This window comes from Fodinibius sp. (assembly GCF_034521915.1).
Taxonomy (GTDB): domain Bacteria; phylum Bacteroidota; class Rhodothermia; order Balneolales; family Balneolaceae; genus Fodinibius.
In genome coordinates, this window is the sequence record NZ_JAXHLU010000002.1 from 90638 (window position 1) to 116316 (window position 25679).

A 25679-nucleotide genomic window follows, 5' to 3' on the forward strand; every position below is an offset into this window, starting at 1 on the left:
AAATGCGTCATTTAAATAAAGGTAGAAAGCTAGGTAGAACACCATCGCACCGTAAAGCAACATTAAGTGCGCTTTCTGTAGCTTTAATTAAAGAACATAGAATAGTAACGACAGTACCTAAGGCCAAAGAGCTCAGAACATTTGTTGAGCCATTAATTACGAAGGCCAAAGAAGACACTTCTCACAATCGTAGACAAGTGTTTTCGAAATTAAAGGATAAAGCTGCAGTTTCACATCTCTTTGAGGAAGTGGCACAAAAGGCTATGGATCGACCTGGTGGATATACCCGGGTTGTAAAACTTGGATATCGATCTGGCGACAATGCACAGATGGGTGTTATAGAATTGGTTGATTATAATGATATAAAACCTAAAGACAGCCAAAAGAAGAAAGGTACACGCCGGGCTGGTAAATCCAAGAGTACTACTTCTTCAGGAACTAAGAAAAAAGAAGAATCAGCTTCCGAAGAAGAATAGCTAACCTAAATTTTCAAAGTTTTAGTTAATTAACTTACCTTTTTGATAAGCAAAATTGTTTGAAATAATATTTGTTTTATAAAGGATAAGTTCTTATCATTGCACCGCGCTGAAACAAGGCGCAAGTGAAATGGAAATAATCGCTTTAAGCTCTATTTATAACGAGCATTATTTCGTTCTTTGACAGACTGAGAACATACAGACGATCGCACGTCGAGCCCTTGTCGGCCCCGCCTTCGGGTGGGGCCAGATAAGAGATCAATTGATAGAAGTACAGTGAAGCCGAGGCCAGAGACTCAAACAATTTATTAGGTGTATTTACCATGGAGAGTTTGATCCTGGCTCAGGACGAACGCTGGCGGCGGGCTTAACACATGCAAGTCGCGGGAGAAGGAACCCTTCGGGGTTCTGGAGACCGGCGGATGGGTGAGTAACGCGTAGGTAATCTGCCTTCAGGACTGGGATAACCCACCGAAAGGTGAGCTAATACCGGATGATGCAGCGGGGCCGCATGGCCACAGTTGTTAAATCCTTCGGGAGCCTGGAGATGAACCTGCGTGCCATTAGCTAGTTGGTAGGGTCAAAGCCTACCAAGGCAATGATGGCTAGGGGGTCTGAGAGGATGATCCCCCACACTGGGACTGAGACACGGCCCAGACTCCTACGGGAGGCAGCAGTGAGGAATCTTGCGCAATGGGGGCAACCCTGACGCAGCCACGCCGCGTGCTGGAAGACGGCCCTATGGGTTGTAAACAGCTTTTACTGGGGAAGAACCTGGACCTTTCGAGGACCACTGACGGTACCCAGTGAATAAGCACCGGCTAACTCCGTGCCAGCAGCCGCGGTAATACGGAGGGTGCAAGCGTTGTCCGGAATCATTGGGTGTAAAGGGTGTGCAGGCGGAAGTCTAAGTCGGAGGTGAAATCTTGCCGCTTAACGGTAAAAGGGCCTTCGAAACTGGATTTCTTGAGTTCGGAAGAGGTTGGTGGAATTCGTGGTGTAGCGGTGAAATGCATAGATATCACGAAGAACACCGGTGGCGAAGGCGGCCAACTGGTCCGATACTGACGCTGAGACACGAGAGCGTGGGGAGCGAACAGGATTAGATACCCTGGTAGTCCACGCTGTAAACGATGCATGCTAGTTGTTGTCCCTTCGGGGGCAGTGACGCAGTTAACGCAGTAAGCATGCCACCTGGGGAGTACGTTCGCAAGAATGAAACTCAAAGGAATTGACGGGGGCCCGCACAAGCGGTGGAGCATGTGGCTTAATTCGATGCAACGCGAAGAACCTTACCTAGGCTAAATCTGCGGTGACCGCTCCTGAAAGGGAGCTTCCCTTCGGGGCACCACAGAAGGTGCTGCATGGCTGTCGTCAGCTCGTGCCGTGAGGTGTTGGGTTAAGTCCCGCAACGAGCGCAACCCCTGTGGTTAGTTACCAGCACGTAATGGTGGGGACTCTAGCCAGACTGCCTACGCAAGTAGTGAGGAAGGTGGGGACGACGTCAAGTCATCATGGCCCTTACGTCTAGGGCTGCACACGTGCTACAATGGACGGTTCAATGGGAAGCGAGCCCGCGAGGGTCAGCAGATCCCCGAACACCGTTCCCAGTTCGGATTGGAGTCTGCAACTCGACTCCATGAAGTCGGAATCGCTAGTAATCGCGTATCAGCAATGTCGCGGTGAATACGTTCCCGGGCCTTGTACACACCGCCCGTCAAGCGATGGAAGTCAGGAGTACCTGATACGGCCGTACCAACCCTTCGGGGAGGTAGGTCTTTAGGGTAAGCCTGGTGACTGGCGCTAAGTCGTAACAAGGTAGCCGTACCGGAAGGTGCGGCTGGATCACCTCCTTTTTAAGGAGAGCCTTGGCCTTGGCGGCTCGCCGTGTGATCGTCTGTATGTTCTAGTCTCTGGTCGCAGAGTGCCCCCGCAAACGTGAGAGGCGGGCGCCGGCCGGCCACCCATGGGCTTGTAGCTCAGGCTGGTTAGAGCGCACGCCTGATAAGCGTGAGGTCGCAGGTTCAACTCCTGCCAAGCCCACATCGGGGCTATAGCTCAGTTGGCTAGAGCACCTGCTTTGCAAGCAGGGGGTCCGGGGTTCGAGTCCCCGTAGCTCCACGGAGTTTTTGTGGATGGTGTTGTTGTAGGGAGTCTGGGCACGCATGTGCTCGCCGCTGGTTGCCAGCAGCGAGCAGATCCGTGCCGGAAGGCACGCGTTCTTTCAAGTATGGTGTAGGTTGTATCTAGTTGGCAGGCGGCAGTGTGTTTTTGTGAAACTGCAGCCTGCCAACAACAAACAGGTACGTGCCCTGCACGAGTTCTTTGATGTTCTTGTAGTGACGGTTGTGGGTTGATGATCGTTGGCGTTGCGTAAAGCAGCCGGCGAAACCGACCAGCAGCCACACCTGCAAGGTGTTCTTTGACATAGTGATAGCTGATAGGTAAGAAAGGTTAAGATCGAGGTTATTTTTTTAGAAATAACACCAAAGCGAAACGCTCATTGTTTTTCGAGGCTTGCCCGCCGAGGGGTGGTGCAAGTCATATAAGTGAAAGCAGAAAAGGGCGTATGGTGGATGCCTAGGCATAACCAGGCGATGAAGGACGTGTAAAGCTGCGAAAAGCTGCGGGGAGCTGCACCAAAGCACAGATCCGCAGGTATCCGAATGGGGAAACCCATCTGCTTTCGGGCAGATATTCTTTCGAGAAGGCCAACCCGGGGAACTGAAACATCTAAGTACCCGGAGGAAGAGAAAACAATACAGTGATTCCGCAAGTAGTGGCGAGCGAACGCGGAACAGCCCAAACCCTGCTGCTACGGCGGCAGGGGGTTGCAGGGCCCACACAAGCCAACCCAAGCGAAGACGAAGCGGACTGGAAAGCCGCCCCACAGAAGGTGACAGGCCTGTAGACGTAAGCGAGGCGCGGTGGTGGGATCCCCTGAGTAGGACGGGACCGGAGAAATCCTGTCTGAAGCTGCCGGCACCATCCGGCAAGGCTAAATACTGGTTATGACCGATAGTGAACAAGTACCGTGAGGGAAAGGTGAAAAGAACGCCGAGAAGGCGAGTGAAATAGTACCTGAAACCATACGCTTACAAGCGGTCGGAGGTCCGATTTATCGGACTGACGGCGTGCCTTTTGCATAATGAGCCTACAAGTTGCACCTGTCGTGCAAGGTTAATCTCCTCAGGAGAGCAGCCGAAGCGAAAGCGAGTCCGAACAGGGCGAAAGTACGGCGGGGCAGACGCGAAACCGAGTGAGCTATCTATGGCCAGGATGAAGCGTGGGTAAGACCACGTGGAGGTCCGAACCGACGGGCGTTGAAAAGCCCCCGGATGAGCTGTGGATAGGGGTGAAAGGCCAATCAAACTCGGAAATAGCTCGTTCTCCTCGAAATATATTTAGGTATAGCATCTGGCGCCAAGCGGCCCGGAGGTAGAGCACTGATTAGACTAGGGGGCTTCACCGCCTACCAAATCTAGACAAACTCCGAATGCCGGCCCGTGTTGCCAGGTAGTCAGCGTGGGGGCGATAACGTCCTCCCGCAAGAGGGAAACAACCCAGACCACCAGCTAAGGCCCCTAAATCCAAACTAAGTTGAACAAAGAAAGTTGGGTTGCCCAGACAACTAGGAGGTTGGCTTAGAAGCAGCCATTCCTTGAAAGAGTGCGTAATAGCTCACTAGTCGAGCGGCCCGGCGTCGATAATTCGCGGGCATAAGTTTGGTGCCGAAGCTGTGGATTGTACCGATTCGTCGGTACAGTGGTAGAGGAGCATTCCAGCGCCATCGAAGTTGGTCTGTAAGGACCAGTGGAGGCTCTGGAAGCGAAACTGTAGGCATGAGTAACGATAAGAGGGGTGCGAACCCCCTCCACCGAAAATCTAAGGGTTCCTGATCAACGCAAATCGGATCAGGGTTAGTCGAGACCTAAGGCGTAGCCGACAGGCGAAGCCGATGGAAAACCGGTTAAATATTCCGGTACCGCTATCCAGCTATAGATGAAGGCGTCACGCAGAAGTGACACTACCGCCTGCTGATGGAATAGCAGGTTAAAGGCAGTAGGCCGGTGGGTAGGCAAATCCGCCCACCACCAAGGCTGAACGCCGACAGTACGGGGAGCCTACGGGCAAACCGATAGCGTAGGTAATCTTGCTGCCAAGAAACCCGTCGTCATCTGCTGGCATAGCGCTCGTACCAAAACCGACACAGGTAGATGAGGAGAGGATCCTCAGGTGCTCGAGCGAATCGTGGCTAAGGAACTCGGCAAATTAGATCCGTAACTTCGGGAGAAGGATCCCCCCGGCCGGCTTCGGCCCGTCGGGGGCGCAGTGACCAGGTCCAATCGACTGTTTACCAAAAACACATGCCTCTGCTAAGTCGTAAGACGATGTATAGGGGCTGACACCTGCCCGGTGCTGGAAGGTTAAGGAAGGCTGTTAATCGCTTCGGCGATGAAGCGGCCAACTGAAGCCCCAGTAAACGGCGGCCGTAACTATAACGGTCCTAAGGTAGCGAAATTCCTTGTCGGGTAAGTTCCGACCTGCACGAATGGTGCAACGAATTGGACACTGTCTCAGCCACGAGCTCGGTGAAATTGTGGTATCGGTGATGACGCCGATTACCCGCAGCGGGACGGAAAGACCCCGTGAACCTTTACTACAACTTTACATTGGCTTTAGCTGCCCGATGTGCAGGATAGGTGGGAGACCCGGAAGCGCCAGCGCCAGCTGGCGTGGAGTCGTCCGTGAAATACCACCCTTTGGGCCGCTGAATTCTAATCCCGAGGATTCGGGAGACAGTGTATGGTGGGTAGTTTGACTGGGGCGGTCGCCTCCTAAACAGTAACGGAGGCTCCCAAAGGTACCCTCAGCACGGTCGGCAATCGTGCGCAGAGTGTAAAAGCATAAGGGTGCTTGACTGCAAGACATACAGGTCGAGCAGCTGCGAAAGCAGGGTTTAGTGATCCGGCGGTTTTCCGAATGGAAGGGCCGTCGCTCAAAGGATAAAAGGTACTCCGGGGATAACAGGCTTATCTCCCCCAAGAGTTCACATCGACGGGGAGGTTTGGCACCTCGATGTCGGCTCATCGCATCCTGGGGCTGGAGAAGGTCCCAAGGGTATGGCTGTTCGCCATTTAAAGCGGTACGCGAGCTGGGTTCAGAACGTCGTGAGACAGTTCGGTCCCTATCTGCTGTGGGCGTTGGAATGTTGCGGAGAGCTGCTCCTAGTACGAGAGGACCGGAGTGGACGCACCGCTGGTGGACCTGTTGTCCGGCCACGGGCATCGCAGGGTAGCTATGTGCGGAAGTGATAAGCCGCTGAAAGCATCTAAGCGCGAAGCACGCTCCAAGATAAACATTCCCTTTACAGCCTTCTGGAAGACGACCAGATCGATAGGCGGCAGGTGTAAGCGCGGTAACGCGTGCAGCCGAGCCGTACTAATAAGGCTACCGGCTTCCGCTTATATGGCTTGCACGACCCGTTGGGTCGGGCAGCTCGAAAGCGAGGCAACGAGCAAGCAGCAACCTCCGATCTACCCCTTACCCCAGCTATCACTACGTCGAAGACCACCCTTTGACATACTGTTTTTACACATTTTTGAGCAGGCGGGCCAAGCGCCGGGGCTCCACCCGTTCCCATCCCGAACACGGCCGTGACACCCGGCAGCGCCGATGGTACTTCCCGACCGGGAGGAAGCGTAGGTCCCCGCCCGCTCTCTTTTTTTATTTAGTTGTATAAAAGGTGATCCCATCACGGATCACCTTTTTTATTTTAAAGTGTAAAATCGATAAATAAGCCCTTAACACGTTTTTACCAAGGGATATTATTCGGTATATTATAAGCTTAAAAGCACGTTTGTTATCCAAAGGATACAGACGTTTAAAACTCTCTCAAAAATTGCTACCGGTTTATGGATTTTTCTGATTTTATAAATCAATACAAAAACAAGTTGCACAATCTCTTTAATGTCCAAAGTGATATTGATGAATTAAGCTTAAGCCGTGGTTTGCCTGATGAAATATTAAAGCAAGTAATGGATTGCAAACCGCTAAGTGTATTTATCCCTGAAGAATATGGTGGACGTGGAGCAGAAACGCATGAGGCATTGGCAATGTTAGAAGCCAGTTCATACGAATCGCTTCCTCTTTCATTAATGATGGGGATTAATGGAGCACTTTTTCTGCAACCAGTAGCTAATTACGGACGTGAAGAAGTTAAACAACCCATATTTGACCGCTTTTTGTATGAGAATAATATGGGTGGACTAATGATTACAGAGCCAGATTTTGGTTCTGATGCTTTACATATGGAGACATCTTTTAAGAAAGTTAAATCTGATGAGGGAGATGCATTCCGAATTAGTGGAACTAAGCATTGGGCCGGTTTGACTGGGGCCGCGGACTTTTGGTTGATAACGGCTCGAAAAGAAAATAGTAACGGTGATTTAGGGCGTGATATCGGGTTCTTTATTCATGATAGCAAACGTGGAGGCATTGAAGTAGAAGAATATTATAAAAATTTAGGGCTGTATATGCTGCCGTATGGCAGAAATAAGATCGATATTACAGTACCCGAAGAGTATAAATTACAGCCTAAATCGATCGGTATTAAAATGATGCTGGATGTGCTGCATCGAAGTCGATTGCAATTTCCGGGAATGGGTATTGGCTTTTTGAAGCGATTAATGGATGAAGCCATTACCCACTGTAAAGAACGTTATGTGGGGGGACAAAGCTTATTCAATTATGATCAGGTGAAAAAACGATTAAACAGATTGCAATCTTCATTTACAGTCTGTTCCGCAATGTGTGCATTTACCAGTACAAATGTACCGCTTACCAAAGATGTGTCGAATATGGATCTTACGGCTAATGCAATTAAGACCTATACTACGGATATGATGCAGCAGGCAGCACAGTCTTTGTTACAGTTAACGGGGGCCAAGGGATATCGATTGGATCATATTGCCGGAAGAGCACTTATTGACAGTCGTCCTTTCCAGATTTTTGAAGGTTCAAATGATATTCTTTATCAGCAAATTTCAGAATCAGTATTGAAAAATATGCGTAAGCTGAAACTCAAAAATCTCCATAAGTTCTTAAGTGAGTTTAAGCTTACAGAACGTGCGTCTGATTATTTTTCTGATTTGTTGGACTTTAAAATTGATCACACTTTAGCCCAAGATCGCTTAGTTGAATTGGGAAAAATATTGAGCCGTGTAATTTCTCTGGAGTTTACATTACGTCTTAGTGACAAAGGTTTTAACAAAGATCTGATTAATAATGCTATAAGTGTTCTTAAATCAGATGTAGAAAGAATGGTAGCCTCTTTTACTCACGATAAAGCTCCAAGAGTTGTTGAGAATTATGAAGAGTCAAGCTCGTGGCTGGATTCTATTTTACCCCAACACGCTCATAGTCAATAAGCGTTCTGCCAATCTAACATAAACGCTATGGAGAAGGTGGTAGTTTTAACCGGCGCTGGTATGAGTGCCGATAGTGGATTAAAAACCTTCAGGGATTCTGATGGCCTTTGGGAAGGTCATGACATTGAAGAAGTGGCTACACCACAGGCTTGGAAACGAGATAAAGAACTTGTTTTAGAGTTTTATAATGAGCGGCGTCAACAACTGCATAGCGTAGACCCCAATTCCGGACATCAGGCTTTGGCGGAGTTAGAAGAGCAATACGATGTGACGATCATTACACAAAATGTAGATGATTTGCATGAACGCGCTGGCTCATCCGATGTGGTTCATTTACATGGTGAGCTTTCGAAGGTTCGCAGCGAAGACGATCCATCACTGATATATGATATCGGTGGTGATACCATTGAAGTAGGTGACACGGCTGAAGATGGAGCACAGCTAAGACCTCATGTAGTCTGGTTTGGAGAACCAGTTCCAAATATGCAAAAAGCTACAAATATAGTTCCTGAGGCTGATATATTAATTGTGATTGGTACTTCACTTGTCGTATATCCTGCAGCGGGATTAGTGGATTTAGTAGAACAAAATATCCCGAAATATATTATTGATCCAGCCACTCCCGAACTTCGATCGTTTAAAGGATGGGAACATATGCAAGAGCGTGCAGCAGAAGGAACGCCGAAGTTGGTTCAGGATTTATTAGAGAATTAGAAAAATAATTTTTGATACAGTATACTTTTATGAGTGAGCATAAAGCAAGCAAAGAAGAGAAAGAAGTTTTAGAGAACTATTTATTACAATTTCTAAACCTCGAGAAACGGTATCCTTTACTACCCGGCATTGAAAATGAAGAAGCTATGGCCGGATTGATGGGATTAGAAAAAGAGGAGCTAAAAAAGCTTCGAGATCGTTTTTCTTCTAATGCCAAAGATGCTGCAATTGAGTTACTAGAAGATGGCGAAGTAGCAGAATGGATTGAAGATCTTCCCTTTGAACAAGGGGATACTATTGTTGCTATTGGAGATTCTCTGACTGATGATTTGCAAAGCTGGTTTAATATCTTTCAGCATGTGTTAGAGATTGGACTCGAGGATGCAGATTTGACCTTCGTGAACAGTGGGGTATCCTATGATACTTCTACTGATGCACTTAAACGATTAAACCGAGATGTGCTGGATCACGATCCGGATTGGGTAATTGTGGCGTTAGGCACGTTTGATGCACAGCGCTTGCACGTATCACCCGATCGTACATTGGTGCCACTGGCCGATTTCTGGGAAAATCTCAATACCATTGAAACAGTGGTTAATGAGGTGACAGATAATCCGCTAATCTGGCTTACTCCTCCTCCCGTTATTACCGAAATGCAGCAGCAGATGCGACTTTTCCATTTTGATCTGTTTGAGGAAGATTTGAAACAGTATCGTGAAATATTAACCGGCAAAAAAGGATATATTGTTGATCCTCTTGGAGAACGAATGAAGGATAAAGATGACAGTGTAGAAGATCAGGAGGAGGAAGAGCCCGGACCGGCTGCGTGGAATTATTTGAGTGATGGAGTGCATCCGTCACTTTCGGGGCATTCTAATACGGTAAAAGAGCTTATTCGGTACTTGGCACTGGCTAAAGAACCCGAAGAAGGTGCCCAATTTGATACTCCCGATGATTATGATGCGGAAGTTGAAGATAATTAAAGATTAATATTTACTTCCAAAATATTGAGGGTAGGTTTGTAGCTGGTACTAAAACGCTTGCTGGAAAGTTGTTTTTTTGCAATAAATCCGGGATTAATCATACCTACTTGTATCGATTGATTGGCATTGTTATAGGTTACAAGTCCATTAACGCGTTGTTGTTTTAATGAAATGTTAGAAGCCTGTAGATTAGCAGGCTTTTCAGCAAGCACAAAAGCATCGATTAGTCCAAATCCCATACCCAGCCATGCACCGGTACCTGCACCGTATTGCAATCCCTTTTCAATTCTTTCTTGCATGATTAAGGTGATTGAAGATCCAACTACCATTCCTCCGACAGCACCATAAATAGTATCGAGTAATACGAGTATTGATCGGTTGGTTCCATCATTAAATGTACCTGAAATATAAAACTGTTCCCCCTTTTCAATCTGGGACATATCATAAGCGCCTATTCCAATGCCATAAAGGGTTCCTGCACCAAGTCCTACTTCAACAGGTCTATAATCATTGGAATTTTGAAGCGCCATCGTAGCTCCACCGACCAGAACACCGTTCATAGCCCCATTTAGGGTGCTACTTCCTAAAAGTTTGATTGATTGTCCTTTTACTATGTTTTGGGATAAAGTGATACTGAAAATTATAATGAGTAATGGTATGAAATGTTTTTTCACGATCCTTGATTACTATGTAATTAAAATTACAGCGTTAATGTAGAAAATATAGGATAAGAATCCATTTACTTTTATTCGGGATCTTCGAGTGCTACTGGTAGAATTTTTCCGTTATAAAAAGCAGATCCTTCGATGGCAAAATTGGCAATATAGGATCCCATTTCTTGTGCAGTTAATGGGGCTTCGATACCGGGAAAAGCTTCTTCGAGCATTTCGGTTTGTACAGCTCCAAGGCACAAGGCGTTTGCCTTAATACTTTTGTCTGATAGTTCAACAGAAAGGCACTCCGTTAAAATACTTAATGCTCCCTTTGAAACGCTATATGCCGCAAGACCCGGAAATTTTGCACTGCCTTGAAATCCCCCCATACTGCTTATATTAATAATATGAGCGTTGTTACTAAATAAGGAGAGCATTTCTTTTGTTATATGCACAGCACTGATTAAATTGCTTTCGAGTTGTGACCGCCAATCATCCAGCGTTAGTTCTTTAAATGATTTATTAATTAAGGCTCCCGCATTGTTAATAAGAATATCAACAGTGCTAAAATCATTTTTAAGCTGTGTTATAAGTTTGTCAACATCTTTTTGATCCGTAAGATCGGTTGGAATAGCAGAAATATTAGAATAAGAATTGGCCAATGTTGTCAGTGGTTTTTCCGATCGGGCAACAGCTATAGCATGATGCCCCTTATTAGCAAGCTCTTTACAAATTTCTCGACCTATTCCACGACTTGCTCCAGTAACGACAGCAACTTTTGACATAATATTAGTTTAATTTTTTAATGAATGTACAAATCCAAATTAGACCTTACAACGTAGATCTACATTTAAAAAGTTTTGACCTCATCGCGTTGTTAAAGTGACCTAATTTATTCATATTTATAGCCGAAAATTATGCGTATATCGTCCCAAATTGAAGTTTAAATTTTAGTTGCTAAATTGGTATTTATGGCTGATTCTAGTGAGCGCCCCTTAGTGCCATTTAATATTCGTGATTTATCTCCTTATGTGGCAGGCAAAACCATTACAGAAGTCGAGGAAGAATATCAGCCGCCGCAAATATCCAAGCTGGCATCTAACGAAAATAGACTGGGATGCAGCCCAAATGTAAAGCATGAAGTTGTGAAGGCCATGCAGGAAATTCAAGACTATCCGGATCCTATTTCCAGGCAGCTTCGCGAAGTTCTGGCTGATCATAACAATGTAGAGCCGGAAAATATTATGATTGCTGCAGGATCTGAAAGTGTCATTGCAAATCTTTGCCGCACTTTTTTCCTGAATCATGAAGAAGCTATTACTGCCGATGCTACATTTGTTGGTTTCTTTGTTCAGGCAAATATTCGAGGAGTTACAATCAACAAGGTACCGGTGACCAACGACTATCGCTTTGATCTCGATGCAATGGCAGAGCGTATCACCGATCGGACAAAAATGATTTATATCGCCAATCCTAACAATCCCACTGGCACATATATTACTGATTCGGAGTTTAAGCGCTTTATGCGCAAGGTTCCGAGTGATGTTTTAGTGGTTATGGATGAGGCTTATTTCGAATATGCCAAGAAGGTGGCAGATTATCCTCATTCACTTGATTATGATTACGACAACGTAATTACTCTTCGCACCTTTTCTAAGGCCTATGGTCTGGCGGGATTTCGCATTGGCTATGCTATAGCATCTGAAAAGATTATCAGCGAGATGATGAAAACGAAATTGACTTTTGAACCAACAACTCCGGCACAGGCGGCGGCCCTTGCAGCACTTGGAGATCAGCAGTTTATAAAGAAGACGAAAGATGTAGTAGAAGAAGGAAAAAATAGGCTTTATCAGTTTTTTGAAAAACATAACGTTAATTACGTTCCTTCTATTTCAAATTCGGTGATGATAATTTTACCCGATGAACAGCAGGCTATCAAATTTACACAGGCAATGTTGGAAGAAGGAGTAATTTTACGGCGAATTAATGCTTTTGGATTACCGAACTGCGTGCGAATTACTATTGGTCGCAAAAAAGAAATGAAGCACTTCGAACACAGTTTTGAAAAAGTGATGAACGCATAGAAATTATTTGAAATAATCTGATAAGAAAGTAAAAGTTATGCCCACTAAAAAAGAACAACAGAAAGAAGTGCCCGAAGTGATATCATCGATTGACTGGAGTTGGTTGGCCAAGCTGATGTTGACCTCTCGAGCTATGGATGATAAAGAGGAAAATGAACTTGTTCCCAATAAGGATGTGCTGTATCAATTTTCGGCACGGGGGCATGAATTGGGGCAGATTTTATTAGGTTCACAGCTTACCCACGAGCACGATGCGGCCAGCGCCTATTATCGCTCTCGTCCGTTAATGCTTTCACTTGGATTAAGTCTGGAGGATGCTATGGCAGCGCCCATGGCGAAGTCGGGCGGATACAGTGACGGTCGGGATATTGGAGTAGTTTGCAATAAACCAGGTATTGACGGTCCTACAGTATTGCCTATGGCCGGCGATGTGGGATCGCAATATACCCCCGCCGTTGGTTGGGCTCAGGGCATCCAATTTCATCAAAACCAGCTGGATGAGGAAGAATATGAGCGAGCAATTTCTGTCGTTTTGGGCGGTGAGGGCTCGGTTGCTACCAATGGATTTTGGTCGGCCTTGACGATTGCTACAACTCAGGATTTACCCATTCTATTTTATATTGAAGACAACGGTTATGGGATCTCGGTTCCCGGTGACTTTCAGACACCCGGTGGTAATATTGCCAAGAACCTGTATTCTTTTAAAAATATCAGAATTTTTGACGGTGATGGGACCGATCCGGTAGAAGCGGCAGATCTTATCAGTCAATCGGTAAATTATGTACGAGACCGAAAAGGTCCGGCTTTAATACACCTTACCATGCCGCGTTTGAATGGTCACTCATATCAGGATAACCAAGCCTATAAACCGGACGAATTAATCGAAGAGGAACAGCAGAACGATCCGCTGGATCATCTAAAAACGTTTTTAGTTCCCGACCGGCTTTCTGATGATGACTGGAAGGAACTGCAAACACAGGCTGATGAAGATATTGAAGAAGCTGCTGAAGCGGCCTTGGCACGTCCCGAACCCGATCCCCGGGAAACAGAGCGCTATGCTTTTTCAGAAACGGATGCCGATGGAAATTTGGATACTCAGAAGGTTGGTGGATTAGCTCCATCAGACCACAATTTTCCCAAAAGTTCGGAAACGCCCAGTCCCGGGAAACAGCGAATTAATATTGTGGAGGCAATCCGTAAAACCTTGGATTACGAGCTTGAAACAAATCCCAAGTTAATGGTTTTTGGTGAAGATGTGGGAGCAAAAGGAGGAGTCCATGCCGTGACTATGGGACTCCAGACCAAGCACGGTGAATCCCGTGTTTTTGATACCAGCCTTTCCGAAGAGGGAATCACCGGTCGTTCTGTAGGGCTGGCTTATCAGGGATTAATGCCTGTAGCAGAAATTCAGTTTCGGAAGTACGCCGATCCGGCTACTGAACAACTTAATAATTGTGGAACCATTCGCTGGCGTACAGCCAATCAGTTTGCAGCGCCCATCGTGGTGCGTATGCCGGGTGGTTTCGCGAAGTGCGGTGACCCGTGGCACAGCCTTAGCAACGAAGTATTCTTCGCTCACGCTGTGGGATGGCAGCTCGTGATGCCTAGTAATGCAAAGGATGCCGTAGGGCTGCTCCGTTCTGCGATGCGAAGTAATAATCCAACCATTTTCTTTGAGCATCGTAATTTGCTGGATGCCAAGTATGCTCGTAAACCATATCCGGGCGATGAGTTTGTAGTGCCGATTGGCAAAGCCAATAAATTACAAGAGGGTGAAGATCTTACCATCGTAACTTGGGGCGCAATGTGTGAACAAGTAGAAATTGCTGTAAATGAAATGGACATTTCTGCTGATATCCTGGATCTTCGCTCCATCATGCCGTGGGACAAAGAGGCTGTGTTACAATCCGTCCAAAAGACCAATCGCTGTTTGATTGTTCATGAGGATACGAAGACGGGCGGCTTTGGTGCTGAAATAAGTGCTGTCTTATCGCAAGAGGCATTTAAATATTTGGATGCCCCTATTGAGCGGATTACAATGCCTGATATTCCTGTTCCATATAATGTTGAATTGATGGATGCGGTATTACCAACATCCGAAAAAATTGTAAAAAAAATAGAAGCGTTAGTAGCTTTTTAGGTCAATAATTTTCAAAAATGGTTGAAAATAGCTTCCTTTAGAAGTTATTACTCATTGATAATATGCAATTGATTAATTGTTTACTATTGTTAATCAATAATTTTGTTGGGTTGGGGATATAGCACGTTAAATGTTATTAGTTTATCCATCGTTGCTATACTACTTAAGAAAACGGGTACACAGGTAAATTTATATTTTTATGAAACTCAGTACCAAGTTAATTGGCAGTTTTTCAATTGTAGTCCTTTTTATGGGGGGAATTGGATTGACTGCATCATATTTTAATGATGTGGTTAAAGATCAAGTAACATTCGAAAGTGAAAAGGCGATTCAGGAGGTTACCTTAGCCGGAGAACTTGGATTACAGCTTTTTAAAAGCTTGACAAGAACGCAATATTTGTTGGAGGATAGCTATCGCGAAACTCTCTCCATGGATTATAGCAGAAGCAATAGAACCAAAGAGGTTCAAATTGCAGAGATTGATAAATCTCTTGAAGAGTTTGAGAAAAGCTTAGAAGAGTTGAGAACCCTGGTGAAGTCGAATCAGAAGAATATTTTTGAACCTTCTGCGGATACATCGAAAGTACTTAGCCTGTTAGAGAACTTGGAAAAAAAGTACAAAAATTACTCGGCGCTGCTCACTCAATTCCAAAATATCAGTACCAAAAACTACCAAGATCGCAAAGAGTTTTTCACGGTTACAATAGAGCCTTACTTCCGATCCAATTTATTGCCTGAGATCGACCAGCTTCGAAATCACATCCAGCAAACTCATCAACAACAAATTGCGGGGTTAAATAGTCAGCTCGATAGGGTAGGTTATATTTTAGTTATTGCCACTGGTATAGCTTTAATTATTGCAATTGTTCTCTCTTTATTTATTTATCGATCGATAGCAAATCCTATTGCAAAGATTGCAGATGCTGCCCAGAGCGTGGGACAGGGGAATTTGCAAAATCGTATTGATTACGATTCTAATGACGAGTTGGGACAACTGAGTTCTACCTTCGATCAGATGGCGGAAAACCTCAGCAGGACGACAGTGTCGCGTGACTACGTGGATAGTATTATTGAAGCTATGGCCGATCTGCTGGTTGTAACCGATGAAGATTTAAAAATTACGCGAGTTAATTCAGCGGTGTCGGATATTCTTGGATATACTGAGGAGGAGCTGTTGGATAAAACGATTGATACCTTATTCAATGAGGTGCCTGATGAAACTTTTAAAGAACAACATACGGATAGCAACAAAACGTATACCGGTGAGCTAATTGGAAAAAATGAGAATGTTATTCCCGTTAGTATTTCAAGGGGAAAAATTAGGGATAAAGATAGGACAGTTGAGGGATATGTTTTTGTCGCCAGTGATATAAGTTCCGAGAAAAAAGCACAACAAAAAATTACAGAATCCCTTCGAGAGAAAGAAGTTTTACTGGCAGAAATCCATCACCGGGTAAAAAATAATTTAGCTGTAATTTCCGGCCTGCTTCAAATGCAGATGTGGGAATCAGAGAACGAAAATGCCAAATCTGCTCTTCAACAGAGTCATTTGCGCGTGCAAAGTATTGCCCTGGTACACGAGAAGCTCTATCAATCAGAATCGCTTTCGTATATCCAGTTTGATCGCTATCTGCAAGATTTGCTACAAACAATCGCAGATATTTATATAGGCGGTGAATCTGATATCGATATAAACTCGAATCTTAATGCGCTTACTCTAAATGTAAATCAAGCAATTCCATGTGCATTATTAATTAACGAATTAGTCATCAATGCATTTAAATATGCTTTTGAAGATACAGATGAGGGAACAATTAACATTTTAGTCCAAAAAGATGACCAGCAGGTATTGGTAAAGGTAAGTGATAATGGCCATGGATTTGATGAAGGTAACGACTTAGGTGACAATCCCTCTTTGGGATTAGAACTCGTTGATACATTGGTTGAACAACTGAATGGAGAACTCAAACTTTATAATAGGGATGGGGCGCATATTGAGTTTAGATTTACTCCCGAAGGGGTCTCGAATACTACGTAACGGGTATTCTCTGTTCGTAAATAGTCACGTTCCTTTTAAGATAATCTGCAGATACTATTTGTATCGCTGATTTCTTTAACAAATGATTTAAAAAATAAGCTCATTGTTAAAATGTTGGGACAGCAGCTTGAAGAGGAGACACCGTTATACTTGAGTTTAAAAGAATCTCTTCTGTTTGTCCTACCTTCGTAGTAAGATTATTTACTTTTAAATTCCTCGATAAAGTTTTTGGTGAAATCTGATAATACCAGTCGTCCACTTATTTCAGCGCGTTCTTCCAGCAGTTGATCCCAGTTCTCTGTTCCTTTCCAGAGTAAGTTCTTGAGTTCTTTCATGGCATCGGGACTATATCCAGCCAATTGTTTGGCTAATGATTCTACTTCTTCATCCAGATCAAAGTGATTTTTACAGACTTTCGAAAAGAGTCCCTTTTCGCGGGCCCATTCGGCCGAGTTCCAGCTTGAAGCATCAACCGAGAGCGTGCTAAATGCTGAAGGACCTACTTTTCGCTCAACAGCGGGGCCCACTACAAACGGACCGATGCCTAAAGCGAGTTCACTGAGCTTAATAGCCGCAGATTCGTGCGCTATGGTGTAATCTCCGGCAGATGCAATACCAACACCCCCGCCTACCGTTTTGCCCTGTACGCGGACGATAATCAACTTTGAACATTGACGCATGGCGTTGAGCACCAGCGCGAATCCCATAAAGAATTTTTTTCCTTCTTCGTAGTTGTCGATGGCAATGAGCTCATCAAACGAAGCCCCGGCACAAAAAGCACCATCACCACGACTTTTCAACACCAGTACATGCGCATCGGGGTTGTTGCCCATCTCCGTGATGGTATCGGCTAAATCCCGCAGCATTTGTCCCGGCAGGGAATTCCCCTTGGGATGATAAAATTCAATGGTTCCTATGTTGTTTTTGATGTTGGTTGTAATTTCTCCGTTATCAGACATGTTATCGAGTTAATACGTTTTTAATTTTTGCAATTGAAGAATTCTGGACTCAGGAGTCAGAATTCAGAATAGCTTTAGAGTAAGCATCAATAAGCTTGCTAACTTCTTGTAGTTTTTGATTCAATTCTGATTCCTTACTATATCCTAAATCTTTTGAGAGGATAATATAATATCTGCATTCTTCAAGTGAACCCTGAGAGATATTAAGAAATCGAGCTTTGTCTCTTTTTCCTCGCTTTTTAAATCCTTCAGCAATGTTAGCAGCTATAGAAACAGCTGCTCTACGAAATTGTGAAGTTAAACCATACATTTCTGATTTTGGAAAATCTTCAGTTTGGGAATAAACTTCCAGCACAAATTCATGTGCTTTTTGCCATACTATCAGGTCTTTAAATGTTTTAGCTGGTTTTCTCATAATATGTAAGTTTTATTTTGATTTCTGAATTCAGAATCCTGAATTACTTTTAAGTATGACCGAGTTGAAAGCCGATCCTTACATATATGAGTCTTTCTATAATTCACAGTCCTTATTCTTCTTCAAAAATATCCATATCCAGTACATCGCGACGTTTGATAAGTGTCAAAATGGTATATTCGGCTACCAATTCATCATCTTGGTTGGTGACTTCCACATCCCAATAGACAATTCCAAAGGGAAACTTATCTTTGGCTTTCTTTTGTCGGACGGTTTTCCGTTTTACAATGAGTTTTGCCTGGATGGTATCACCGGGGGCAACCGGGTTTGTGAATCGAAGATTTTCCAATCCATAGTTTAGGATTACAGGCCCCTCATCGGGATGCACAAAAAGTCCCGCCGCGCGTGAAAGTACAAAATAGCCGTGTGCCACAATTTCGCCAAAGAGGGAACGTTCGGCCGCATCCGGATCGGTATGCGCATAGAATTCATCGCCGGATAAATCAGCAAATCGTTCAATGTCTTCTTCCGTTACCGTATGTGTTTCAGTAGTCCGTGCTTCCCCCACTGCCAGATCTTCAAAATACTGCTGGAAAGGATGGACATCAGCTTCTTTTGTTTCAGCTCCTTTGATGTATTGATTGGTAATATTGGTTAATGTTGTTGGTGATCCCTGCAAAGCAACCCGCTGCATATTATGGATGACCGCCCGTGCTCCGCCCAGTTCTTCACCTCCACCCGCATGACCGGGTCCGCCGTGCACCATGTGCGGCATGGGCGATCCGTGTCCCGTAGATTCTTCAGCCGAATCCCGATTGATAACCATAAAGCGTCCGTGATAAGGAGCACAGCCCAGCGTGATTTCTCGGGCAATATCATCATTCGCCGTAAAGAGCGAGCCCACTAGTGAGCCATCGGCTTTGTTGGCCAGCTCAATGGCTTCTTCATTGGACTCATACGGCATCACGGTAGTCACCGGACCAAAAGCCTCAACCGTATGGACTTCGTCTACTTCCAAAGGTTTGTGGCATAGCAGTACTTTGGGATCGGTAAAAGCTCCATTATTCTGACCATTACCGTTACTGTACACCGATTCGGTGGTTTCCAAAAGTGAGGAAATTTGTTCTTTAAAACGATCGGCTTGGGTAGCACTGGCAAGCGGACCCATTTTTGTTTCTTTCTTCGAGGGATCACCAACGGTTGTTTTGTTTAGTCGCTTCTTGAGCGCATCGATAACATCCTGCACCCGCTCTTTGGGGACGATGGTCCGACGTATAGCCGTACATTTTTGACCCGTTTTTACGGTCATCTCATTAGCAACCTCTTTAACAAAGAGATCAAATTCTTCCATGTCGGGCGTAACATCCGATCCCAGAATAGAACAATTCAGTGAGTCGGCTTCGAGATTAAATCTTACGTTATTTGCAAGAATGTTGGGATGGGATTTGAGCTTTTGTCCCGTTTCTGCCGAGCCGGTAAAGGAAACAGAATCTTGGCTGGCTAGGTGGTCCAGCAGATCGCCCGGTACATCGGCTGCAATAAATTGAATAGCTCCTTCGGGTAACAGATCCGACTCCAGCATATCCTTAAAAACTTTGTACGCTAAATAAGAACCAATTGGCGACGGCTTAACGATGGCAGGCATTCCTGAAATAATCGCAGGGGCCAGCTTTTCCAACATTCCCCAAACGGGGAAGTTAAAAGCGTTGATATGCACGGCCACACCGTGACGAGGCACGCAGATATGCTGTCCTACAAAAGTACCTTCACGTGAGAGTTGCTCATGACTGCCTTCCACATGATAGGGCAGGTCCGAAAGCTCAATTCGGGATTTGCTGGACAGTGTAAACATGCTTCCAATACCACCCTCGATATCGATCCAGGAATCTTGTCGCGTAGCGCCGGTATGGGTTGATAGCTCGTAATAATCTTCTTTGCGCTCCATCAGGTATTGCGCCAAAAACTTGATCTTGAACGCCCGCTCGTGAATGGACATCGCGCGGAGTTTCGGTCCGGCTTCCTGACGCGCATATTCACAGGCGCCTTTATAATCCAGATCGGCCTCCAGCATCTGCGCTACCGGTTCGTCGGTCACCGCACTGTCCAGATCTTTTTCTTCACCTTTGTTAATCCATTCGCCTTTGATGTAGCTTCTTACTTTCATAATATCAATTTTTTTGGCCGCTGATTACGCAACTTTCAGCTGATGAAAATCAGTGGGTTTCTGTGAAAATCTGTGTTTTTTTCTATCCGAAAATAATGTGAATTGAAGGTAATGCAAAGTTGGAGTTGGATTTTTGGGTGTTACGCTAGAGGCAAGATGTCAACTGGCAATGACCTCCATATTTTTTACATTGCTGATATGGGAGAAGATCAGAATAAATTTCAAAAGCAGTATTATTAAAAAATAGCACTTCAGATACACCGGTAAAAAATAGTTTTTGTCAGTAATCGTCATCTGTCTGATCGGGATTCCGTTTTTGGACTATAAAATGTTCAGGAAGCCGCCAAGCAATATGTAGCCAATAACGGTGTGGCCCTACCTCTGGCTAAGATCTCCGTTTTAAAAAAGCTAAAACTACCTGATATAGCACGCTGATGCAGTGAGAAATATGGAATTGATCGGGAAAGGGATAAATCCGGAGGGCTAATGCAGACAACAAATATTATGTGTAAGCATTATCTGTATTCAAGTTGTCCTGATGAGAAATGATAATACTAGGAATATCACAGATTTCAGCTCCTATTAGACCTTTACTGATATTATACATACCATTATTCTTTACTAATACATATAAGCTAAGGTTAGCACTTTTCTATTCCAATAATCTGTTCAACTAAAAGATGGATGATAAAGTATTAAAAGAAGGCTATGATTTAACTTATGAAAATGCCCGAGAACTTATAGAAGATGCCCAACTACTGAAGAAAAGCCAGAGATATTCTAGAGCTTACACATTATTTCAACTTGCTATTGAGGAGATTGGCAAATGTAGACTAATTTGGTGTGGAATGATTGATTTCTATCAAGGGAAACAAATTTCTGAAGAATATTTTAAAGACAATAATTTTCTCTGGCATAATGCCAAAACTAAAAGTTCTCTGAAAGCACAGTTAGAGGCAATTTTATTGTTTGAAATGCAGACTGGTAACTCACTTCAAAAAATGAAAGATGCTATAAGAAATGATTACGAAAACATCCCAGAATTAAACTCACTTAAAAATAAAAGTTTATATGTAGATATAGAAAATGAGGAATTTATCTCTCCGAAAGATCAAATTACAGAGGAGATGGTCGATAAAATTGAACTTAAAGCTAGAATAAGACTTGAAGCACAAAATTTAGCTCTAACAGATTTATCAGAATTGAAAATTCTTGCTGAAAGAATACAAGATTTAGATTCTGATACGGATAAATTAAATGATTGGCTAGATGATTTAATCTCTGACTAAAATTAGAAAAGTACTAACCCCTGTATTAAGGGGACACACCTCGCCAATTCTCTGCCACTCTTGGTTTTAAGTTTCTTCTTTCGTTAGTTGCTATTCAATATTTATGCGTATGCAGCTTGTGCGCAATGTCGTTAGGTGTCAGATTAAACTATAATTCATACAAGTGGGTACAATCCATTTTTAAAAAACACTATTTCATGGGAAGAATAAAAAGGATATTCGTTTTTGGGGCTTTATTGCTTTTTTCTGCTTGTTCAACATCGATGAAAACAAATATTGAAAAAAAGTATAGTCCTACCCCTCATTCACAGAACATTAATGTATTTGGAATAAATGATGAATTACCAACAGGATTCGAGAAATTAGGAAACCTAAAAATAAGAGATACAGGTTTTTCAACAGGTTGTTCCTTAGATGAAGTTGTATCACAAGCACAAAGAAAAGCCAGAGAAGTCGGGGGCAACGCTATAAAAATAACTAAGATTATAGAACCAGATTATTTTGTAAGCACTTGCTATAGAATAGATGCACTTATAGTCCGACTTAAAACTTTTGAAAAATCGGACACCCAAGAAATTAATATTACTGAGGCTGAGCTCATTAATTACTTTGATGAAAACAAGTCAAATTTAAAACCTATAGAAGGAATTTGGAATGTTAATTCAAGATTGTCAGCCAAAACATCCGATCAAACTAGATTAATTCAAAACCGCTATAAAATAGCGATTATCAAAAAAGATTTTGAGGACTCTCGAAATTTTAAGGCTATAATAATTTCTAGTGAGGATGAAAATTGGGATAAAACTGGATTGGTAAAAGCTAACTTAAGTTCAACAGCCTACGAAGATACCTATACAACAAAGTGGATTAATGCGAATGGAACAAAAAGTAATTCCACATTTTCAATTAATGAAAATGGTTTAGCCAAGGGCTACTTTGACAAATCAAACTTTAACGAAGAAATGACACTAGTAAAAATTTACCCAGAATTTGATAGTAACAAGATTTCTGCACCAAAGGGTAAAGCATCAGGAACTGGATTTGCTATATCAAAGAATGGAGTTATTGTTACAAATTATCACGTCATAAAAGATGCAAATGATATTGAACTTATATTCAATAGTTCTGGAACAAAACAGAGCCAGAAATATAAAGCTGAAGTCCTATTAAATGATAAAAGTAACGATATTTCTATTCTTAAAATAAATGATCCAAGTTTTTCAAACTTCGCTGAAATACCTTTTGGAATTACATCAACTCAAGAAATTGGAGATGATGTATATACAATTGGTTATCCATTGAATGAGATTATGGGTAGCAATTTTAAATTATCTAAGGGAGTTATAAATTCTAAAACAGGAATTGATGACGATGCAAGATATTTACAGGTCTCTGTTCCGGTTCAACCTGGTAATAGTGGTGGTCCTCTTTTTAATATGAATGGCAATGTGATCGGTATTATCACATCAAGCCTTAATGACGAGGCAGTAAAGACGAAAGTGGAAAATGTCAACTATGCAATTAAAACAGATTACTTGGCTATAATGCTTAATATGCTTCCTGATATATCAAAACCTGAACCCAGTAAAGATTTACAAGGAAAAAAACTATCAGATCAAGTGGACGTGTTAAAAAAATATGTTTGTTTAATAAATGTAACTTATTGAATCAAAATTCATATCTGAACAGCTAGCCCGCACATTAACCCGGACAGGCCTTACTATCCCCTTGCCTCTCTTCCATTTATTAATTGATGTTTCGTTTTTAAACTAATACGCCTCGTAGGCGGTTATGCACCATGTCGTTATTTACCAAAGAAAAGTACACAAACTATTCAAACAGGCTTTTTACTTTAATTCTTAAAATTAAGATACCCGTTCTTTGATACTAAGTATTATTTCTTCATTTTAAGTTACTGGCAGATATTTTACTTGCCTTTCAACACCTTTGCGATGAACCATGGAAGTTGAATCCATCACCATACCGGAGTCTAAAACGTGCTTGCAGATCGGATCAAGTGTAAAATCAATTCGCGATTATCAGCTTACTTACTCCTATATAGGATTTTCGATTCCGGAACAGTTTACTACCGTATTTCCTCGCATAGGATACCTCATATTTACAATGGTGACCGGAAAAGATATTGAAACTCGGTTTCTGAACTATGAAGGATCAGTTACCCGGCCCAATCACTTATATATCTCCGGATTGTTTACCGATAGTTCTTTACATATCTCACAAACAGGTAGGGGTGGTGGTTATGCTATGAAAGTGCATCCTGTTGTTGGCTATCACTTTTTGAAAATCCCAATGTATGAAATGCTAAACCGACAAATCCGAATCTGCCAGATTATCGATTTGAAGGATCGCTTCCTGGAAAAAACAGAATCAGATTATGAAATCACATCGTTTGAAGATCCTCACGTAAATCATTTTTTCGAAAAAGCTCTCCCACCAAAATCGGCATATCAAAACGATCCTATTTATCATGCGGTAAATAGCATTATCAAAAAAAGAGGTTTGATCTCGGTCAAAAAACTGGCTAAGCAATGTTTCATGAGCAGGCGAACCTTAAACCGCCATTTTTTGCTGAAAGTGGGACTTTCTCCACAGGCATATGCCAAAATCTGGCAGGTTCAATATGCGATGGAACTCATCCGGCGATATCCAAAGGCCAGTTTGGCTGAAATTGCTTTCAAAGCAGGATATTACGATGTGGCTCATTTAGCGCGCGACTTCAGAACTAAAGTTGCTCTTCCACCTTCAACTTTGTCTCAAGGTATAAATCGTCTCTCCCAAAACTACCTTGACACACCGGGCATGCTGTAAATTTGTCCGATTTTTACAGTAGTTCTGAGTCTTGAATTTAGTACGCTAAAATCTAAATACAACTGCAAATAGTGTATTTCCATTGATCTTGAAGAGATATCCTGGAGAGATAGCTATTCTTTTTCAAAGTTTATTGACTTAATACAGTCTATAGGTAGTTGTTAATTTTTTAATCAATAACCATTCAAAACGGAGGTCGTTATGAACGTTTTATATAAAGCTACCTTGGTAATCTTCATTCTATTCATATGTGGATCAACATCTCTTCAGGCTCAATCTGAAGATGGTATAATGAATGAATATCCCGCAGAAAAAGAAGAAATACTGCAAACGTGGAATGAAATTGTGGAGAGTATCAAAGATGGTGATGTAGACAAATTAATCTCCTTTCATGCCTACGGACCCAAATTTACAGAATTCAAACATGGGGCTTTCCGTAATGGTGGAGAAGAAAACGAACTCTTTGAACGCGAAGTTTTCGGAAGCGTCAAAGAAGTTGTTAAAATGAAAGCAAAAGACATGAAAATTGCTGTTTATCACGGAAATGTTGCCGTGGTAACCTTCCATTCAGATTTTCATTTACAGTTTGAAGAAGAGCTGGCCGTTGTCAACGATCAGATCAGTTTGGTGTTTGTCAAAAATAATGCTGGTGAATGGAAAATTGTTCATGAGCATCATTCGCCACTCAGTAAATCATAGTAACCTCGTTATTGCTTGACACATAGGAAAGGTATCTGAAAAAGGATCAGCATATACAAAAGAACCCTATATATTTTTAAAGAAAATATCAGAATACTTATAATGGATTATTTTGGATATTAAATACTTCAAAATATTTGATGCTACTTTTGCCTGCTCTCTTAATTGGGGCAGGTTTTTGTATAAATTCTTACTCTGCTTCTATGGGTAACCCACATGTTAAGAGAATAGGCTTTGCCATCCCTTTGCCTCTCTTCCATTTATTAATTGATGTTTCGTTTTTAAACTAATACGTCTCGTAGGCGCCTGCCCCTTATGCGCCAGGTCGTTAGGCTGTTAGCATAGAATTATCCAAAAAATAATTTCACTTTGATTAACTTTTATCAGTAATGAAACGTAATTGGATTGATAAAAACTTTTGGCAGGTTGTGTTCTTTAGCAATGGCAATGACCAGGGAATTCTACGAGGAATAAGGTTGATGGCGTTATAGATATATTTTTCTTTGGCTAAATATGTGAATACACGAAGCGGATTCTTTTTAATATTCATATCGACTTGAAGATGAACTATCTGGTAGCCTGGTCCTTCAATGATGACCAGGTCCCTCTTTTCGGCGTTTTCTATTTCATATATGACGCCGTGGATTATGTTGCTGTCCTCTTTTTGATAGCACATTTCCTGGAACCGTCTTCACCGATCTTATTGAAAAAGAGTCCGTAATTGGGCAATGAGACTACTGCCACTTTCACTGCCAAAGACACAGGTGCCGCGTTTACATGTTGGAACCGTATGCAAAATAGAGCAT

17 protein-coding genes, 2 tRNA genes and 3 rRNA genes are annotated in these 25679 nt (G+C 43.0%); 16 read left to right on the forward strand and 6 right to left on the reverse strand.

The window, feature by feature from the left end; all coding sequences use genetic code 11:
- Positions 1-2 precede the first annotated feature (2 nt).
- From rplQ to U5J89_RS02500, 4 genes are all read left to right on the forward strand, one after another.
- Positions 3-476 carry a 50S ribosomal protein L17 gene (rplQ, locus tag U5J89_RS02485; RefSeq protein ID WP_416208492.1) on the forward strand — a complete coding sequence of 158 codons (474 nt, stop codon included), beginning with the start codon at positions 3-5 and terminating at the stop codon, positions 474-476.
- A gap of 320 nt (positions 477-796) precedes the next feature.
- A 16S ribosomal RNA gene (locus tag U5J89_RS02490) occupies positions 797-2332 on the forward strand.
- Between the two features lie 112 nt (positions 2333-2444).
- Positions 2445-2519, forward strand: a tRNA-Ile gene (locus U5J89_RS02495).
- Positions 2520-2523: 4 nt separating this feature from the next.
- Positions 2524-2597, forward strand: a tRNA-Ala gene (locus tag U5J89_RS02500).
- A gap of 125 nt (positions 2598-2722) precedes the next feature.
- Here the strand turns inward: U5J89_RS02500 and U5J89_RS02505 are convergent.
- Positions 2723-2905, reverse strand: a complete 183-nt coding sequence (locus tag U5J89_RS02505; protein WP_322574028.1) for a hypothetical protein — start codon at positions 2903-2905, stop codon at positions 2723-2725.
- Between the two features lie 120 nt (positions 2906-3025).
- Between U5J89_RS02505 and U5J89_RS02510 the strand changes: the two genes are divergently transcribed.
- The 5 genes from U5J89_RS02510 (at position 3026) to U5J89_RS02530 (ending at position 9603) form a co-directional block, all read left to right on the forward strand.
- Positions 3026-5943, forward strand: a 23S ribosomal RNA gene (locus U5J89_RS02510).
- A gap of 139 nt (positions 5944-6082) precedes the next feature.
- A 5S ribosomal RNA gene (rrf, locus tag U5J89_RS02515) occupies positions 6083-6195 on the forward strand.
- Together the 16S, 23S and 5S rRNA genes with 2 tRNA genes alongside form the textbook arrangement of a ribosomal RNA operon.
- A gap of 196 nt (positions 6196-6391) precedes the next feature.
- Positions 6392-7906: an acyl-CoA dehydrogenase family protein gene (locus tag U5J89_RS02520; protein ID WP_322574029.1), complete on the forward strand. Its 1515-nt coding sequence runs from the start codon at positions 6392-6394 to the stop codon at positions 7904-7906.
- A gap of 27 nt (positions 7907-7933) precedes the next feature.
- A complete protein-coding gene (locus U5J89_RS02525) occupies positions 7934-8620 on the forward strand; it encodes an NAD-dependent deacylase (RefSeq protein WP_322574030.1) in 687 nt (228 codons plus the stop codon).
- Between the two features lie 29 nt (positions 8621-8649).
- Complete coding sequence (locus tag U5J89_RS02530) at positions 8650-9603, forward strand: SGNH/GDSL hydrolase family protein (protein ID WP_322574031.1); 954 nt, start codon at positions 8650-8652, stop codon at positions 9601-9603.
- On the opposite strand, the gene U5J89_RS02535 is transcribed toward U5J89_RS02530, so the two are convergent.
- Both U5J89_RS02535 and U5J89_RS02540 read right to left on the reverse strand, forming a co-directional pair.
- Complete coding sequence (locus U5J89_RS02535; RefSeq protein ID WP_322574032.1) at positions 9600-10163, reverse strand: hypothetical protein; 564 nt, start codon at positions 10161-10163, stop codon at positions 9600-9602. The genes U5J89_RS02530 and U5J89_RS02535 overlap by 4 nt on opposite strands.
- 185 nt (positions 10164-10348) lie before the next feature.
- On the reverse strand, positions 10349-11041 hold the full coding sequence (locus U5J89_RS02540) for an SDR family oxidoreductase (protein WP_322574033.1): 693 nt from the start codon (positions 11039-11041) through the stop codon (positions 10349-10351).
- A 186-nt stretch (positions 11042-11227) separates the two neighbouring features.
- Here U5J89_RS02540 and hisC point away from each other — a divergent pair, with 186 nt between their 5' ends.
- From hisC to U5J89_RS02555, 3 genes are all read left to right on the forward strand, one after another.
- On the forward strand, positions 11228-12340 hold the full coding sequence (hisC, locus tag U5J89_RS02545; protein WP_322574034.1) for a histidinol-phosphate transaminase: 1113 nt from the start codon (positions 11228-11230) through the stop codon (positions 12338-12340).
- 37 nt (positions 12341-12377) lie between these two features.
- Positions 12378-14480, forward strand: a complete 2103-nt coding sequence (locus U5J89_RS02550) for an alpha-ketoacid dehydrogenase subunit alpha/beta (RefSeq protein WP_322574035.1) — start codon at positions 12378-12380, stop codon at positions 14478-14480.
- A 199-nt stretch (positions 14481-14679) separates the two neighbouring features.
- Entirely contained in the window at positions 14680-16518 is a 1839-nt protein-coding gene (locus tag U5J89_RS02555; protein WP_322574036.1) for a histidine kinase dimerization/phosphoacceptor domain -containing protein, read from the forward strand.
- A gap of 197 nt (positions 16519-16715) precedes the next feature.
- Here U5J89_RS02555 and U5J89_RS02560 read toward each other — a convergent pair whose 3' ends face one another.
- From U5J89_RS02560 to paaZ, 3 genes are all read right to left on the reverse strand, one after another.
- Positions 16716-17477: an enoyl-CoA hydratase/isomerase family protein gene (locus U5J89_RS02560; protein WP_322574037.1), complete on the reverse strand. Its 762-nt coding sequence runs from the start codon at positions 17475-17477 to the stop codon at positions 16716-16718.
- Between the two features lie 49 nt (positions 17478-17526).
- On the reverse strand, positions 17527-17892 hold the full coding sequence (locus tag U5J89_RS02565) for a four helix bundle protein (RefSeq protein WP_322574038.1): 366 nt from the start codon (positions 17890-17892) through the stop codon (positions 17527-17529).
- 112 nt (positions 17893-18004) lie between these two features.
- Complete coding sequence (gene paaZ / locus U5J89_RS02570) at positions 18005-20056, reverse strand: phenylacetic acid degradation bifunctional protein PaaZ (protein WP_322574039.1); 2052 nt, start codon at positions 20054-20056, stop codon at positions 18005-18007.
- Between the two features lie 680 nt (positions 20057-20736).
- Here paaZ and U5J89_RS02575 point away from each other — a divergent pair.
- From U5J89_RS02575 to U5J89_RS02590, 4 genes are all read left to right on the forward strand, one after another.
- Positions 20737-21345 (forward strand): AbiV family abortive infection protein, encoded by a 609-nt coding sequence (locus tag U5J89_RS02575; protein ID WP_322574040.1) that lies wholly within the window; start codon positions 20737-20739, stop codon positions 21343-21345.
- A gap of 197 nt (positions 21346-21542) precedes the next feature.
- Positions 21543-23012, forward strand: coding sequence for a serine protease (locus U5J89_RS02580; protein WP_322574041.1), 1470 nt, complete (start codon positions 21543-21545; stop codon positions 23010-23012).
- Between the two features lie 292 nt (positions 23013-23304).
- Complete coding sequence (locus tag U5J89_RS02585) at positions 23305-24174, forward strand: helix-turn-helix domain-containing protein (RefSeq protein ID WP_322574042.1); 870 nt, start codon at positions 23305-23307, stop codon at positions 24172-24174.
- Between the two features lie 201 nt (positions 24175-24375).
- Complete coding sequence (locus U5J89_RS02590; protein ID WP_322574043.1) at positions 24376-24873, forward strand: YybH family protein; 498 nt, start codon at positions 24376-24378, stop codon at positions 24871-24873.
- Positions 24874-25679: the final 806 nt, after the last annotated feature.